Origin of the sequence: Algoriphagus iocasae (assembly GCF_014206875.1) — a bacterium.
Classification (GTDB): domain Bacteria; phylum Bacteroidota; class Bacteroidia; order Cytophagales; family Cyclobacteriaceae; genus Algoriphagus; species Algoriphagus iocasae.
In genome coordinates this window covers 185,867-201,621 of record NZ_JACIJO010000003.1, presented here as the reverse complement: position 1 = coordinate 201,621, position 15,755 = coordinate 185,867, and the positions used below count along the sequence as shown (strand labels likewise).

Annotated in this window: 11 protein-coding genes; 6 read left to right on the top strand and 5 right to left on the bottom strand. The window is 38.7% G+C overall.

Annotated elements, in window-relative coordinates; translation table 11 throughout:
• Positions 1–3: 3 nt before the first annotated feature.
• Both FHS59_RS15195 and FHS59_RS15190 read right to left on the bottom strand, forming a co-directional pair.
• A complete protein-coding gene (locus FHS59_RS15195) occupies positions 4–798 on the bottom strand; it encodes an MlaE family ABC transporter permease (protein WP_184496274.1) in 795 nt (264 codons plus the stop codon).
• Between the two features lie 329 nt (positions 799–1,127).
• Positions 1,128–1,505 (bottom strand): response regulator, encoded by a 378-nt coding sequence (locus tag FHS59_RS15190; protein ID WP_184496273.1) that lies wholly within the window; start codon positions 1,503–1,505, stop codon positions 1,128–1,130.
• A 432-nt stretch (positions 1,506–1,937) separates the two neighbouring features.
• Between FHS59_RS15190 and FHS59_RS15185 the strand changes: the two genes are divergently transcribed.
• From FHS59_RS15185 to FHS59_RS15170, 4 genes are all read left to right on the top strand, one after another.
• Positions 1,938–3,314: a TIGR00341 family protein gene (locus FHS59_RS15185; protein WP_184496272.1), complete on the top strand. Its 1,377-nt coding sequence runs from the start codon at positions 1,938–1,940 to the stop codon at positions 3,312–3,314.
• Positions 3,315–3,327: 13 nt separating this feature from the next.
• Positions 3,328–3,780 (top strand): YciI family protein, encoded by a 453-nt coding sequence (locus FHS59_RS15180; RefSeq protein WP_184496271.1) that lies wholly within the window; start codon positions 3,328–3,330, stop codon positions 3,778–3,780.
• 138 nt (positions 3,781–3,918) lie between these two features.
• Positions 3,919–5,169 carry an LVIVD repeat-containing protein gene (locus FHS59_RS15175; protein WP_184496270.1) on the top strand — a complete coding sequence of 417 codons (1,251 nt, stop codon included), beginning with the start codon at positions 3,919–3,921 and terminating at the stop codon, positions 5,167–5,169.
• A gap of 5 nt (positions 5,170–5,174) precedes the next feature.
• Positions 5,175–5,798 carry a hypothetical protein gene (locus tag FHS59_RS15170; protein ID WP_184496269.1) on the top strand — a complete coding sequence of 208 codons (624 nt, stop codon included), beginning with the start codon at positions 5,175–5,177 and terminating at the stop codon, positions 5,796–5,798.
• Positions 5,799–5,816: 18 nt separating this feature from the next.
• Here FHS59_RS15170 and FHS59_RS15165 read toward each other — a convergent pair whose 3' ends face one another.
• Positions 5,817–8,681, bottom strand: coding sequence for a PD-(D/E)XK nuclease family protein (locus tag FHS59_RS15165; RefSeq protein ID WP_184496268.1), 2,865 nt, complete (start codon positions 8,679–8,681; stop codon positions 5,817–5,819).
• Complete coding sequence (locus FHS59_RS15160) at positions 8,674–11,883, bottom strand: UvrD-helicase domain-containing protein (protein WP_184496267.1); 3,210 nt, start codon at positions 11,881–11,883, stop codon at positions 8,674–8,676. Before FHS59_RS15160 ends, FHS59_RS15165 begins: the two co-directional genes overlap by 8 nt.
• A 173-nt stretch (positions 11,884–12,056) precedes the next feature.
• Between FHS59_RS15160 and FHS59_RS15155 the strand changes: the two genes are divergently transcribed.
• Positions 12,057–14,210: an alpha-glucuronidase family glycosyl hydrolase gene (locus tag FHS59_RS15155; RefSeq protein WP_184496266.1), complete on the top strand. Its 2,154-nt coding sequence runs from the start codon at positions 12,057–12,059 to the stop codon at positions 14,208–14,210.
• Between the two features lie 96 nt (positions 14,211–14,306).
• Positions 14,307–14,792, top strand: a complete 486-nt coding sequence (locus FHS59_RS15150; protein ID WP_184496265.1) for a VOC family protein — start codon at positions 14,307–14,309, stop codon at positions 14,790–14,792.
• Positions 14,793–14,807: 15 nt separating this feature from the next.
• On the opposite strand, the gene FHS59_RS15145 is transcribed toward FHS59_RS15150, so the two are convergent.
• A complete protein-coding gene (locus tag FHS59_RS15145; protein WP_184496264.1) occupies positions 14,808–15,647 on the bottom strand; it encodes an alpha/beta hydrolase in 840 nt (279 codons plus the stop codon).
• Positions 15,648–15,755: the final 108 nt, after the last annotated feature.

Genomic DNA, 15,755 nt, shown 5'->3' with positions numbered 1-15,755 from the left:
GGCTTACATCATTCGGATTGCGTTCACAATTTGAAGAACCAAAAGCTCTTCAATAAATATCAAAAACATCGCCATTACTACAGCTGAGTTGGCAGCACGGCCCACCCCTTCTGTTCCTTTCGAAGAATTATATCCTTTATAACAACCCACTATTCCGATGGTAAAACCAAATAACAATGATTTCAAAACAGAAGAAATGATATCCAGAAAGCTGATCGATTCAAACACCTGAACAAAGAAAGTGGTCATACTCACCATTTCATTGGCATTAACACTTAGAAATGATCCCATCAAAGCGACAAAATCAGTGTACATCACCAAAACAGGAATCATAAAGGTGGTCGCCAAAACCCGGGTCACAACCAGAAATTTGAATGGATTGGTTGCTGAAACTTCCATTGCATCGATTTGCTCGGTTACTTTCATAGAACCGATTTCCGCACCGATACTAGATCCCATTTTACCAGCAGCGATCAATGCAGTCACCAATGGACCCATTGCACGTACAACAGCGATCGAAATCAAAGATGGCAACCAAGATGTCGCTCCAAATTCTGATAAGGAAGGTCTAGATTGATTAGTGAATACAATACCAACAATAAATCCAGTCAGTGAAATCAAAGGCAATGATTCGACACCGATTCTATAACATTGGTGCACCACTTCTTTCAGTTCATAGGGAGGCACAAATACTTCCCTGAAGAACCGTTTTACGAAGCTAAAGGCGCTTGCTAATCCTGTAAAAAATTTATCTATTTTTTTTGAAAGCACAGGCTTTCTATCTGCATCTCCAGCCATAGGTCAATTTAATCGCTTGAAATTAAGTAAAAATCTCGAAAGGCTTTTTCCTAATATTACCAAACGGAATATTAATACTTGTCAATGGTAAAATCTTTTCGATCATTTATTCGGCAAACCTAGTTTCATTTTTTAAATAGGTTAAAGAAAATCTAATGAGAATCGAAATAAAATGGTTCGAAAATCAAAAGGTTTTTCTGATCTAAAACTGATTTTCTTTTCTTAAGGAAGCCAAATTTCCTGCCAAAAAATCTAAGACAATTAATAGAGCTTATTCCACAAAATAAGTAAAAAAATCCTCGATAGTATTCACTTACTTTTTGCAGAATTCAACTCTTCAAAAATTCGAAAATCTCAGATAAATGATCATTGGAAATTGGCTTTTCCAAAAGACGAATTGCCTGAGGAAATTCAGAGATTTTTTCTTGTTCTTCCCGACTGATATTTCCTGTCAAGACTACTACAGGTGCATCGGTAATTTCCTTTAATTTTTGAAGTAAATCCCAACCGGAAATCCCGGGGAAATTGAGGTCTAAAAATATTAAATCTGTCTTGTTAGAACCCAGAAAATCCATAGCTGAAGTCGGCTCTTCAAAGGGAAAAACCTGGGCGGATGAGTCGATTAACAGAACTCTTTTTTTAAGTAAAATATGCTGAATCTTATCATCATCAATTGATACAATTCGAAATTCATTTGGGGCTGTCATCGGATTATTTTAAAAATAGTTGATGTGATACTACCGTTCAAATATCAACAAAACTTAGGTAATTCCAATTTTAACTTCTCTTTTCGGTCAAGCTTCTTCTAAAATCATAATTATCCATCTATTCAAAAATCAAATCGATGTTGAGAGGCTGAAAAAAATGAAATTTAAATTTTTAGCCTAGGCTAATTTATTTAGCCTTAACTTATTACGTTTTATCTAAAACAGTTTTAAAAAATTACAAATCAATTGATTAAGTATTTTCAAATAAAGTGAATTATAAGTATAAAAATTGCAGTAGCTGTAGAATAAGATAGCATTAATTGTTCCAAAAATTTCAGCCTCATAGAGGTTTCCTATAAAAGAATTAGACCGGCTTTGAAAAAAGTGAAGGCTTTATTTTCTTAATTTACTCCGAGAATAATTCCCTCCCATATGGAAGAAAGTAAAGTCCCTAAAAAGAATAAAAACAATTTTATTAGGTTCCTCCTCAACCTTATAAATCGATTCGATTTACAAGAAGGAAAGGAAGATGAATTAGAAACAATTGAGGACATCAAGAAGAATGTGGAGTTTAAAGGGGCTAATCTTTGGATCCTGATTTTCGCAATTTTTGTCGCCTCCATCGGACTCAATGTCAACTCTACTGCAGTGGTAATTGGAGCGATGTTAATCTCTCCTTTGATGGGTCCAATTATGGGTATTGGACTTGCTGCTGGCATCAATGATTTTGAGCTTTTGAAACGCTCTTTACGAAGTCTGGGAACAGCAGTTTTTATCGCGATTTTAACCTCAACAATTTACTTTTATTTCACTCCTTTGGACGATGCCCAATCAGAACTTTTGGCTCGAACCGAACCAACAATTTGGGATGTTTTGATCGCTCTATTTGGAGGACTCGCCGGTATCATTGCAGGTTCCCGAAAAGAGAAAAGTAATGCCATACCTGGGGTCGCAATTGCCACTGCTTTGATGCCTCCTCTCTGTACTGCTGGTTATGGTTTGGCCACCTTAAACCTTTACTATTTTATCGGTGCTTTTTACCTTTTTTGCATCAATTCAGTTTTCATCAGTTTGTCGACATATCTGATTGTTCGGTTTATGAAATTCCCGAAAAAGGAATTTATGGATCATAAAAAAGAAAAAAGAGTACAGACCTATATCACGATTTTCACCATCATCACGATCGTACCAAGTATCTATCTCGCTTATGGAATTGTCGTGAGATCAATCTGGGAAGAGCAGGCAAAAACTTTTTTAAGTCAGGAAATGGTCTTTCCAGCCACGCAGGTTTTAAGTAGCAACATCAACTATTCCACTACGGAAAAATCTATCATGGTGAACTTGATCGGTGAACCTATCAGCAAAGAGTCAATTGATATCATAAAAGAGAAAGCTATGAACTTTGGACTGACCGATACGGAAATTGTCATCAATCAAAATAACTCTGGCATCACCGATATCAATATCCTTCGATCTGATATTCTAAAAGATCTATACGAGCGGAATGAAAAGTTAATTCAGGATAAGGATGAAAAGATCGCATTTTTGGAAAATGAAGTGGCCGCCTATGGGACAGTTCGATTTTTAGGAAATGATATTGCCAAGGAGGCTAAAATCAACCATCCAAAAATTCGTAAATTCAGCTTAAACCGTTCGCTGATTACTAATCTTGAAAAAAACTCCATTGATACGCTCCTGATCGCCTATGCAGAATTTTCAGGGAAGCCTACGAATGAAGAAAAAGATAAATTGAACAATTGGCTAAAAATCAGAACAAAATCCGATACCATCGGATTTATTATTAACTAACCTCCCATCCGTAATGAAATGTATATTCCTCTTTGCCGCTCTTATGATATGTTCCATTGGATTATCTTATGGTCAATCCGAATATGATCAAAAACTTGCCGAGGAAGTCGGAGCCGATCAATACGGAATGAAAAAGTACGTAATTGCTTTCCTTTATCGCGGTGATAAAGTAAACGAATACTCAGAGGAGGAAAAAAGTAAACTCCAGGAAGGCCACATGGCCAATATCAACAAAATGGCTGAGGAAGGTAAATTGGTAATGGCTGGACCTTTTTTTGGAAATGAAGAGCTAAGAGGCCTTTATTTCTTTGCGGTAGAAAGTATAGAAGAAGCTCAGGCTTTAACAGAAACAGACCCTTCTATTAAAGCTGGGGTATTAAAAATGGATTTAAAAGAATGGTACGGTTCGGCAGCATTGATGATGATGAATGAACTTCATATGAAAGTGGCTAAAGAAGTGATTTAAATAAAAAGACAAGCTTATTACCGATTCCGATTCATTTAACAGGCACCTTATAAAATACTTTTCATTTGAGTTGTTGCGATTTTTTATTTTGAAACGTCACTAAACTATACTCTTTATTTTTACCAAAATCGTAGTATCATGAAATATTTCATTCTCCCAAAAAGCATTTTACTTTTGCTGACAGTCATGGTATTTTTCTCCTGCCAAGATGAATTAACCACTACCTATACGTATCGAACTATGCTTCCTGTTTATCTGGAAATGAGCGATATCCGGGCTAGAGTTATTTCTACAGAACCAGCAAAGCCATTGGACAATCCAGGTAAAATCTACATTTACAAGGATTATCTTTTTATCAATGAGCCTACGAAAGGAATACATATTCTGAACAATTCAAACCCATCCAATCCCACTAACCTAAGTTTTATTCCTATTGCTGGGAATATTGATATGGCGGTAAACGGTGACATCCTATATGCCGATAATTATGTGGATTTATTGGCATTTGACATCAGCAATATCAATGATATTAAATTGGTAAAAAGAGTGGAAGATGTCTTTACTCATATGTATCGACATGATACCGGAGAAGTCATCACGTTCAAGGATACTGTAATCACTTCTGACAACCCAATGTGGCACAGGGAAGGCACATGGTTTATGGATGCCAGCATGAGTTTTTCATCAAATTTCTCCGCTGCTTCCAAAAGCTATGGAGTTGGTGGATCTATGGCCAGATTCACACTTTCCAGTGGTCATTTATATGCTGTGGACGAAAGTACACTTCGGGTATTTAATGTAGAAAATGCAGATGATCCTAATTTTGTGAAACCTATTGATCTAGGATGGGGAATTGAAACCATCTTCCCTTTTGAGGACAAATTGTTTATAGGCTCAAATGTCGGAATGCATATTTATGATGCCAGCACTCCTAGTTCCCCTACTCGAATGTCGGTTTACGAACATGTTCAGGCTTGCGATCCAGTTGTGGTAAATTCCGAATATGCCTTTGTTACACTTAGAAATGGGAATGCATGCTGGAATGGAGTGAATGAACTTCAGGTTATTAACATTAAAGATCCTTATAGACCTTATATGATGGAACAGTATCCCATGCAGAATCCGCATGGTTTGGGATTGGCAGGGGACTTCTTATTTATTGCAGAAGGATCTTATGGTTTAAAAAGCTTTAATGTTTCAGATGTTTTGGCAATTGACCAAAACCAACTGGAATTTTTAACCGATCAAAAGTCAGTTGACCTGATTCCCGGACCAAAATCCCTAATCGTTATTGGGCCTGATGGCGTTTGCCAATTTGACTATTCAAAGCCATCACAACTCAAAAAACTTAGCTGTATCCAGGTTAGTAACCCTGTCAATGTCTATTGAAGCAGATGGCACAAAAAATCACTATTCTACTCTTTTTTAGCCTTTTCATTTGCTTTGCCAGTCTTGGGCAGAGTAAAGTCTATTTCAATCAGACAGAGCTAGGCTTTTTGTTAGGGAAAAGAGCGGAGCAAATGACTGGGCAAAAAGAAAATAGGATTGATATCAGTTTCATCACGTTCCATGGAGTCCGAATAAATCCAAATCATGTAATCGGTTTCTCAGTTGGACTAGATCAATACGAAGATATCTCCATTATCCCCATTGCATTGGGGTGGAGAGGCTTTTTAGGCCAAGAAGGAAAGTCCAGAATTTTTGCCGGATTGGACATTGGGGGTGGGTCGGCCCTTTTGGAGAAAAAAACAGAAACTGAATGGAATAAAAACTGGTACGAAGGAGGACACTTAATCAGTCCCTCCTTGGGAGCAAGTTTCCCTTCTAAAAAAGGAAAGTCAACCCTGACATTAAGTTTTGCCTATAAACACCAACAATTCTCCGAGCTAGCAGGGACTTTCGCCTCACCGGGTTCCACCCAAATTCAAAGTGATGACTTACCTCCAGGATTTAGTTCTTTCTTTGAAAACAATTACCTATTTCGAAGCTTTGTTTTCAGGGCAGGCCTCATGTTCTAATCAAAGATCATAGCAACATTACCTCCCACAAATCTCTTTATACGGACAATATTCGCATTTTTTTAGATCTTCTGTTTGATTGAATGGAGAGTCAGGATTGTAAATATCCTCTAACAGTGATTTCAATCCTGATTGATACTCCTCCTCATAGTCCCTATAATCTTTGACTTCAATTCCCGTTTTATAAGGCGCTTTTTGCTGCAAATAAGGATTAAAGTCATCTCCAAACATCTCCCTCAAATTGAAAATCGCAGGTTTCAAGGGCAATAAATTGGTAGGATTAGTCGCCTGATAAATCAACCCATAAAACATGGTTTGCATCGCAGCCTTGTTTCTAGATTTATTTTCTCGATCGAAAAGCGAATGGATATCAGGAAATGTTTTGTTATCCTGACCTGATTTATAATCGATTAACCTCACCGATCCCAGATGCTCATCTACCCTGTCAATTATTCCCTTTAAAGAAACAGTTTGCTTCCCTATTGAAGTCTCTATTTCAAGTCCTGCATGGTACTCTTTTTCTTTTTCCAAGGAAATCAATCGGAATGGTGCAGATTCCTGATCGATTTTTAAAATCTGCTGCAAATAGCGCTGCAATACATCTCTGGCGATAGCCATCTGGCCATTCAACTTAGTATCAGCTTGCTCTTCCAAATGGTAAAACTTGCGTATCGCTTTCTCAATAGCTACAAACACCCAGTTTTTGCCCAATTCCTCAAAATCATCCTTCTCCAGTACATTTCTTCCTTTCCGTATAGCAAAATCCTGATACAAAAACTCCATGCTCAAATGGGCAAGATTCCCAAAAACTGCAGCATCAATCTCTTCACTGACTTCCTCCTTTTCTTGGATATTAGCCAAATAGTGAAGGTAAAATTTCAACCTGCAATCCAGAAAGACATTTAAAGCAGATGGAGAAAATGAAGTTTTGGATTGCCCATTTTCTTGAATTAGATATTTGTCCAGCAAACCCAGAACTTCCTCATTTTTTTCAATGGAAATTGCTTCAGGTGACTTTTGGTCAATTGGAATATAAAGCACTTCCTCTCCTATTTCACGGCCCAACTCAACTCCCATTTGCTGGATATACCTACTTTTCTCTCCAGCTTTTCCCTGATCTGAAGCTGTTGTATAGATCATGTGTACTTCCTCAGCACTATGAAGCAATCGATAAAAAGTGTAGGCATAAATGGAGTCATTTTGCTCTTGAACAGGCAATCCAAAGGCTTTCCGGATATTAAAAGGGATCATCGAGTTCAGCCCTGCAGCCGGAGGAAAACTATCCTCATTCATATTGCAAATGATCACACGTTTAAAGTCCAAGTTCCTCGATTCCAAAACTCCCATGATTTGCAGCCCTTGCAAGGGTTCTCCCTCAAAAGGCAATTTCACCTCTCTGAAGATCTGCCGGAAAAGACGGATAAAGAACTCTCGATTGATACTGAGAATATCTTGACCCGCAAAAATCTCACGTAACCTGTTTAATTGCTTAAAACACTGATAGAGGTAAGATCGCTGAAGTGGTTCCTCTTCCAATCTTTCAGCTAATGCCTCCATCAAATTGGCCAAATAGGAAAATAGAGCATCATTATCGAGCTTTTGAAAAATCAATTGATAAAGCTCTCCTCCGGAATGTAGTTTTTCAGAAGAAATATAAATCTGATTTAAATGCTGCATTTCCTCCATCAACTTCTCAGTAAATCCTGGATTCTCACTCTTCAGATAAATGGAACTCAGCAGGTCTTTGACAGGAGTATGATAAAACAGAATCTTTCCATCCTCCACTTTGAAAAATCGCTGCAATTCGAGAACAGCTTCTAAGAAAGAATAGACAGGTGCATTTTTGACAGGATAACCCATAGTGACATTGACCTTGTCCACCTGATCAGGCAAGGTGTGTAACACCGGAAATAACATCTGCTCATCCGGCAAAATCACTACAGTCTCCTCCCATGCTTCTCCTTGAGGTATTTTTTCCAGAATTGATCCAACCAAATTGGCTTGATTAACTTTCAGAGGCGTGGCATAAGTTTTAATAGTTGCCTTTCTATCCTCAATCTGAGTGGGAATATGTTCTGGAAAAGTCGGGCCAAATACATTATCCTTTTGATATTCTCTAAAAAATAATCCTGCCTCCTGCACTTGATCATCCAAATAATAGGAATCCACATCCCAATAAATCTTAGCATCAAATTCCGTCAGATAGTGTTTGATTAGCGCTTCTTCTGTCCCAGTAAAGGCATTGAAGCCAATAAAATGATGAACCTTATCCGGTTTTGGAATTGCACTAAGAGACTCTGCAACTTGTCTGTAAAGCTTCCCAGAATAAGCCAATCCAGAAACAGCCAAAGATGCTTGAAAACTGGTATAAAGAGGGCTAAGCAATTGCCAGAACTTCAAAAACTTCTCTTGATGATCTCTATCCTGTCGCTCAAAAGAGGACCAAAATTGTCGGATTAACTCAACTTGACTTTCAGTCAAAAAACTCAAATCCGACTCTAATTCCTTGATTTCTGATAAATGATGGTACAATTTGCTGGAGTCAGCCATAAACTGATCCACATCATTGAAATCCTTCAAGATCATCTCTCCCCAGAAATAAAAGCGATCAAAAGTCTCTGCTTCAGGATTGAGATCTTGATACACTCGATACAGTTCAAAAATCAAAGTCAGGTCATCTGCAGGCCGATTTCCTGCCAGTTGAAAAAAGATATCCTCTATTGTTTTTACTTCCGGCATCCATGTCGGTTCTGTTATCAGACTTCCCAGATGTTGGGTAAAAAACAATCCCGCACGTCTGTTAGGTAAAACGATGGTTTGTTTCTGAAGATCAACCCCGCTTGCCAGAATCTCTTGAGCTGTATTTCTTAAAAAACTATGCATAAACCTCCTCGATTACTCCTGTTTCTAAATAGCACAAATAGCCTTTCGCAGGCTTTTTGGAAAGTTGTGAAACCAAATCCATATACTCTTTCACTTGATTGGCATAGCTTCTTTTAGCTTCTCCGGTTTTAAAATCAACTATGACGGCTTCTTCATCGGAAAGAATGATTCTATCGGGCCGTTTTTGCCTTCCACCTGGAAGGAGAATTCCTTGTTCGGAAAGTAGAATGCCTTTTGAACCGAACCATGAAGAGAAAAGAGAGTTGGTGAAAAGATGCTCCAACTGACTTTCAACCAGTTGTTTCTCTTCTTCATTCAATCTTCCATCAAAATAAAAAGTCTGCAAATTCTGTAAGGCAGATTCCTTATCTGATGATAATTCTAAAATCTCATGAACAATCAAACCAAACTTTTGCTTCTTCCGCTGCTCAATTCCCTCCACCGAAAAATCAACAGCATACTTCTTTAGAGTCAGCAACTCGGACCAATTTTTATAAGCCCAACGTAGCTTAGGTGATATTTTTTGAATTTGATTTTTGGATTGCTTTTCTGGCCAATCACCAAACTCAAAGATTTTTGACTCTAGGTCAAAACATGTTGAAAGGTTTAATCCCTCTTCTGAATTCAATTGATTTTCAATAAGTTGCTGGATTTGAACCTCAATGTAATTCTGAGAACCTATTTTTTCTTTATAGGGAACATAGCCTATAAACACATCTTCTGCCCTTGTGAGGGCCACATAAAGCATATTCAGACTATCTAGATAAGCCATAGTAGCTTCCTCTGCATAAGTTTCCCTAAAATCAGAATCCGCCAAACTGCTGGTAATGGTCAAAGGGATAATAGCTGAAAGTCCTTTTTCACGATCCTCGAATGGAGACCAAACCACATTTTCCTTCTTAGCATCAAAAATGTCCCATTTCAAAAATGGCATGACTACCACTTTAAACTGAAGCCCTTTGGATTTATGAATTGTTAAAATCCTCATTGCATTATGTCCTTCAGGAATCTTAACTGTTCGTTTGAATTGATTAACATCCCACCAATCCAAAAATCCACTTAGATCAGCTCGGTTAGTTGCCGTAAAATCATAAACAGCCTCTTTGAAGCCAGAAATATAGGCCAGCTCAAAGCCTAACTCCATTAAGCCAAGTACCTTGATTAATTCTTCCAAAGCCTCCATAAGAGGCAACTGGAGCATTAAATTTTCTTTTTCCTTAAACAGCCGTACTTGCTCTTCCAGCTCCCAAGGCATTTGATCCAAAGCGAATAATTCATGATCCACAGGCATATCTCTTAAGACCGCCAAATAATACCACATGGTCTTGTATTGTACTTTGTCAGCAGGCTGATGCAGGTATTTAAAACCTGAAATCAAAGCTTTGACAGATGCAGCTTTATTGAGAAACATGGATTCATCAGATAAAACGTCAAAGCGATAATCAGAATCAGGATTCTCAGCTGCATAGGCCATTAAATGATCTGCGATTGCCTCACCTTGATCCTTTTTTCTTACCAGAAATGCAATATCCTTCAGTTCATATCCATGATCTTGTAGTTCCATGACTAGGTCAGGAAGCTTTTTTAAAGCAAGTTCATCGAATTTCTCTTCCTCTCCATCTGCTTTTGCATCGATAAATTCCAATTTCACTTTTCCTTTAAAATCAGACTCTTCTTTTTTCGGAGAGATTTTTTGAAAAGAATCCAAATAAGCCTGAGAAAGAATTTGGGGATCTTCTACGCCATAGCTGGAACTTAAAACAGCTTCCATTGCCTCTGGCAAAGCTTTAAAAACAGCATTATTAAAATTGATGATGTTAGGAAGGCTTCGGAAATTGGTATCCAGGTTTTCTATTTGAATCCTTTTCTCTCCTATTTCCTCTTCTACCTGAGAAAGCAATAATTTCATTTCCCCACCTCGCCAGCGGTAAATGGATTGCTTGACATCTCCCACGAGTAAATTGGTCTGGCCATTTCCAAGCGAATTTTCTAAGAGAGGTTTAAAACTATCCCACTGAAATCCTGAGGTATCTTGAAATTCGTCTATCAGGAAGTTCTTGTATTGATTCCCAACTTTTTCATAGATAAATGGCGTGTCATTTCCTTTGGTAATCTCTTTCAAAAACTCATTGGCATCCGAAATCAAAAGTATGTTTTCCTCATCTTTGATCAGGGTCAATTCCTCCAAAAGATTCCTGAAAACCCCATAGACATAGGTGTTTTTTGCAATTGCCTGCAGCGTATTCCACTTTCCTGTCAAGAATAAAATCTGATGTAAAATCTGATTCAATCCCTGGTCGTAGGCAGATAAAATCGCATCAATTTTTTTACTTGACTTCGTATGCCAACTTTCCGGATTATCTATTTTGGCCTGGGTAGCAGGTGTCAATTCTGGTAAAGGATTGTTTCGATCTCCAAGTTTGTCAAGAACTTTTATAAAACCTCTATTAAAATCCGACCATTCCAATCCATTGGAAACCCGAATCAAATCCGCTTGTTTCCCCAGTTCTTTTGCAATACCGATGATTTCATTTTTTCGATCATTGACAAAGGATTGTAAGAGTTTGATGTTTTCTTTCTCCTTCAAAAACTCTTTGATTTCTGGAGCATATTTTTTGAAATCCTCCTGAAATATCTGTTTGCCTAGTCCTCTGATATTTTTTCTTATATCCCAGGATTTACTGTTTTGGATCTGTTCATAGGCATAATCAACCAACCATTTATGAAGGAATTCATCATCCATCACCTGCATCACCACTCGGTCTACCACTCGTTCCAACACAGCATCCTGATCCAATTCCACATCGAATTTGGCATTCAGGTCTATTTCGCGAGCAAATGCCCGAACTACTTTTTGAAAGAAACTATCAATGGTGCTAACCGAAAACCTGCCGTAATCGTGAAGTATTGCTGTTAAGGTTTGCTGCGCTAATACCTTCAAACCCGATTCATCCACCTTCAGATGGCTCATCAATTCTGAATCAAGCTTCTCATCAGGATTCACCTCATTTCGCAATCTTTTGAGAACCTCCACGATCCTCTCCTTCATCTCCTGTGTGGCTTTATTGGTAAAAGTCACAGCGAGGATTTGCTTGAAAGCATGGGGGCTCTGCAATGCAAGTTTGAGGTATTCCAGGGTCAACGTATAGGTCTTTCCTGAACCAGCAGAGGATTTGTAAATGATAAAGGGTCTTTGTTCCATGAGCAAAAAGTAAGGCAACTAAGATAAGGAAGGCTGCTAGTTTTAACTTCATCCAAACAACTAATTGACGAAAATTGTCAGGATTAAAAATCAGGAAAGTTCCATCAATACCCTTGATGTGTTATTGGATTTAGTTCTCTTTTTTCGATCTTTTCAGCACAAACCCATAACCTATGTACAGACCTATTTATTTTACACTCTTATTTTGCCTTTTTTTTTCTTTGAATTCATCTGCCAATGATGGCTATAAACTTTGGTTGGATTACCAGCCAATCCAAGAGCAAAGTCTGAAATCAGAAGTCAAATCCCTTTTGGAAGGAATTTACTTTTTTGGCGAAAATCCCACCTTTGATGCGATCAAAAATGAGCTAAATCTTGTCGCAAAAGGCATGTTGAATTCAGATCCTATTTACTCTAAAGATCGACTTCAAAATACCACGTTTTGGATTGGTACGAGAGAACAACTTTCGCAGGTTTTATCCTTGACCAAACAAGCCGAAATAAAAGCACTTGGAGCTGAAGGTTATTGGAGAGGAGAAATAGAATTTGAAGGAAAATCCTACTATGCCATCATTGGAAATCAACCTGTAGGCATTCTATATGGAGTCTACAATTGGATAAATTCAATCCAAAGTAATACTTTCAATAAGTCTATAGAATTTGCTGATGCTCCGAAAATTAAACTTCGGATGTTAAACCATTGGGATAACTTAGATAGAACAGTTGAAAGAGGCTATGCCGGATTTTCAATCTGGGATTGGCACCGTCTGCCAGGATACATTGATCCTCGATATATCGACTATGCCAGGGCAAATGCCTCGATCGGAATCAATGCTGTTTCACTGACCAATGTCAACGCAAATGCCTTGATATTAACGACCGATTTCATGAAGAAAGCAAAAGCATTGGCGGATGTTTTCAGACCTTATGGAATCAAGGTTTTCCTTACGGCTCGCTTCTCTGCTCCTATTCAAATCGGAGGATTGAAAACTGCCGACCCTTTGGATCCTGAAGTGATAGAATTTTGGAAAAAGAAGACTGATGAGATGTATTCTTTTATTCCGGATTTCGGCGGATTTCTTGTCAAAGCAAATTCAGAAGGTCAGCCAGGTCCCCATGAATATGGGAGAAACCATGCCGAGGGAGCAAACATGCTTGCGGACGCTTTGGCTCCACATGGAGGCATACTGATTTGGCGGGCATTTGTGTATTCACACGAAGACGAAGTGGATCGCCACATGCAGGCAAATAATGAGTTTGAACCACTGGATGGAAAGTTCAAAGACAATGTCATCATTCAAATAAAGAATGGCGCAATAGACTTTCAACCACGTGAACCTTTCCACCCTCTTTTTGGGGCAATCAACCAAACGAATGTGGGAATGGAGTTTCAGATTACTCAGGAATATTTGGGCCAAGCTACAAATCTCGTTTTCCTCACTCCCATGTGGGAAGAAGTGCTAAAGAGCAAAACCTATAGACCTACTCCTTCCTCCACGGTAGGTAGCGTTTTGGAAGGAAAAGAAACAAATCAGAAAATGACTTTGATGGCTGGAGTTTCCAATATCGGAACAGATCGCAATTGGACCGGTCATCTTTTTGCTCAGTCCAACTGGTTTGCTTTTGGGAAAATGGCTTGGAATCCAGAAATCACTTCAGAGGAAATCGCGAAAGAATGGACCGAGTTGACCTTTGGTCAAGATCAGGAGGTTGTCACGAAAATCGATGAAATACTTCTGGAATCCCATGAAACAGCTGTGGATTATATGACTCCTTTGGGATTGCACCATATCATGGGCAGAAGTCATCATTATGGTCCAGGACCATGGGTAATGGGTGGAAGAGCAGATTGGACAGCACCCTATTATCACCAAGCTGATAGTCTAGGTATTGGTTTTGACCGAACAAGTGATGGCAGTGGCGCTTTAGATCAATATGCTCCTGAGGTAGTTCAAAACTGGGGAGATCCACATCAGATTCCTGAAAAATACCTGCTTTGGTTCCATCATGTACCTTGGGATTTTAAATTGAAAAACGGAGATACACTGTGGGAAGGAATTGCACATCATTATGATCGAGGAGTGAAAAATGTGAGAAAAATGCAGGAAACTTGGGCTTCTCTGGAATCCAAAATAGACCCAGAAGAATTCGACCATGTAAGACAACTATTGGAAATTCAGGAAGAAGAAGCAGAATGGTGGAGAAATGCCTGTCTACTTTACTTTCAAACGTTCTCCAATCGACCTTTCCCAACGGATATAGAACAGCCAGAAGGAGATCTAGAATACTATAAAAGCTTAATGTTCCCCAATGCTCCAGGGATTTAAAATTTGATATTTCTTATTTGAGATTTGAAATTTCCCTGCTAGTTGGCACTAATCTGCAAACCGTTGGGTTAATTTCAAATCTCAAACTTCAAATTTATGAATGATTACACCATCCCCACAGCCACCCGAATCGGCCATATTCATCTCAAAGTTTCTGACCTCCAACGATCATTAGAGTTCTATAAAGATCTTTTAGGGTTTGAATTGGTCACTATGTACGGACAGGATGCAGCATTTATTTCTGCTGGCGGTTACCACCATCATATCGGATTAAACACCTGGCAGAGCAAAGGCGGAAAACCCGCACCCAAAAACACTGCTGGTCTGTTTCATACGGCTATTTTATTACCAACCAGACGCGATTTGGCGGTATTGCTCCAAAGATTGATCGATGCGAAATACCCACTTACCGGGGCTGCTGATCATGGAGTTTCGGAGGCCATATACCTGGATGATCCAGATGAAAATGGTGTGGAATTGTATTGGGACAGACCGAGGGAAGAGTGGCCATTAAATCCTGATGATAGTATTATGATGTATACAAGGCAATTGGATATCAATGGATTATTGGCTGAAATTTAATCTTATGAAGTATGTCTAAGCGAGCCGGATTTCGATCCAACTGACAATTAAATTCATTACCTCATCCCGATCTAAATCATTGATCAACTCATGATAACCGCCTGGAAAAATCTTAAGGGTTTTGTCTGCAGATTTAGCATTTTCAAAAAGTAATTCAGATCCTTTCGGGTTGGTCAACCCATCATCAGAACCATGAATCAACAATAGAGGCAAATTAAATTCTGAAGCATTTCCTTGTATATAATTCATGAGCTGCAACAATTCATATCCCGTTCGAGCAGGAATTGCTTCGGTGTAGACGAATGGATCTTGCAGGTATTTTTGAACTTCTTCAGGGATTCTAGAGACTTTATTCGCATCCAATTTCAAGGCTTTCAGCTTAGGGAAATACTTACTGATCATGCTAGATAAAGCAATCAGGATTTTAGAAGTTCCTTCCGCTTCTTTAATCGCCGGAGAGCTCAAAACCACACCGGCAGCTTCAGGCTTATATTTCAAAACATAAGCAGCCACCAATCCTCCACCCATGCTATGTCCATAAATAAAGGCAGGGAGCCCGGGCGAATAGGATTTGACTTTCCCAAAAAGTGCATCAATATCCTTCAGGTAATCATCAGCTGACTCAAAAAAGGCATCAGGTTTAACTTTTGCGGATTTTCCATGCCCACGTCCATCAAAGGTAAAAACAGAAACACCTGCCTCATTGAGCTTTTCAACCAAATGCAAATACCTCGAACTGTGCTCCCCTAGCCCATGAACGAGTAACATTGCGGCTTTAGGAACATCTGCCATCCAAGCTTGCAAATACAGTTCTTTTCCGTCATGCGTTTTGTAGGCTGTTTCGAGATGCTTCATATTCTACAAGTTTGGGTTTAGCCACTTAAGTTGCAATGAAAAAGTGTAGCAACAAAAGCTACTGCTTGTAAAAGTATTCCAGATCCATAATACGTTAGGAAAACTTAA

Coding starts and splice junctions, on each gene's coding strand:
- FHS59_RS15180 (WP_184496271.1), top strand. CDS start 3,328: ATGAAATGTATATTCCTCTTTGCCGCTCTTATGATATGTTCCATTGGA.
- FHS59_RS15175 (WP_184496270.1), top strand. CDS start 3,919: ATGAAATATTTCATTCTCCCAAAAAGCATTTTACTTTTGCTGACAGTC.
- FHS59_RS15195 (WP_184496274.1), bottom strand. CDS start 798: ATGGCTGGAGATGCAGATAGAAAGCCTGTGCTTTCAAAAAAAATAGAT.
- FHS59_RS15185 (WP_184496272.1), top strand. CDS start 1,938: ATGGAAGAAAGTAAAGTCCCTAAAAAGAATAAAAACAATTTTATTAGG.
- FHS59_RS15165 (WP_184496268.1), bottom strand. CDS start 8,681: ATGCATAGTTTTTTAAGAAATACAGCTCAAGAGATTCTGGCAAGCGGG.
- FHS59_RS15170 (WP_184496269.1), top strand. CDS start 5,175: ATGGCACAAAAAATCACTATTCTACTCTTTTTTAGCCTTTTCATTTGC.
- FHS59_RS15145 (WP_184496264.1), bottom strand. CDS start 15,647: ATGAAGCATCTCGAAACAGCCTACAAAACGCATGACGGAAAAGAACTG.
- FHS59_RS15150 (WP_184496265.1), top strand. CDS start 14,307: ATGAATGATTACACCATCCCCACAGCCACCCGAATCGGCCATATTCAT.
- FHS59_RS15155 (WP_184496266.1), top strand. CDS start 12,057: ATGTACAGACCTATTTATTTTACACTCTTATTTTGCCTTTTTTTTTCT.
- FHS59_RS15160 (WP_184496267.1), bottom strand. CDS start 11,883: ATGGAACAAAGACCCTTTATCATTTACAAATCCTCTGCTGGTTCAGGA.
- FHS59_RS15190 (WP_184496273.1), bottom strand. CDS start 1,505: ATGACAGCCCCAAATGAATTTCGAATTGTATCAATTGATGATGATAAG.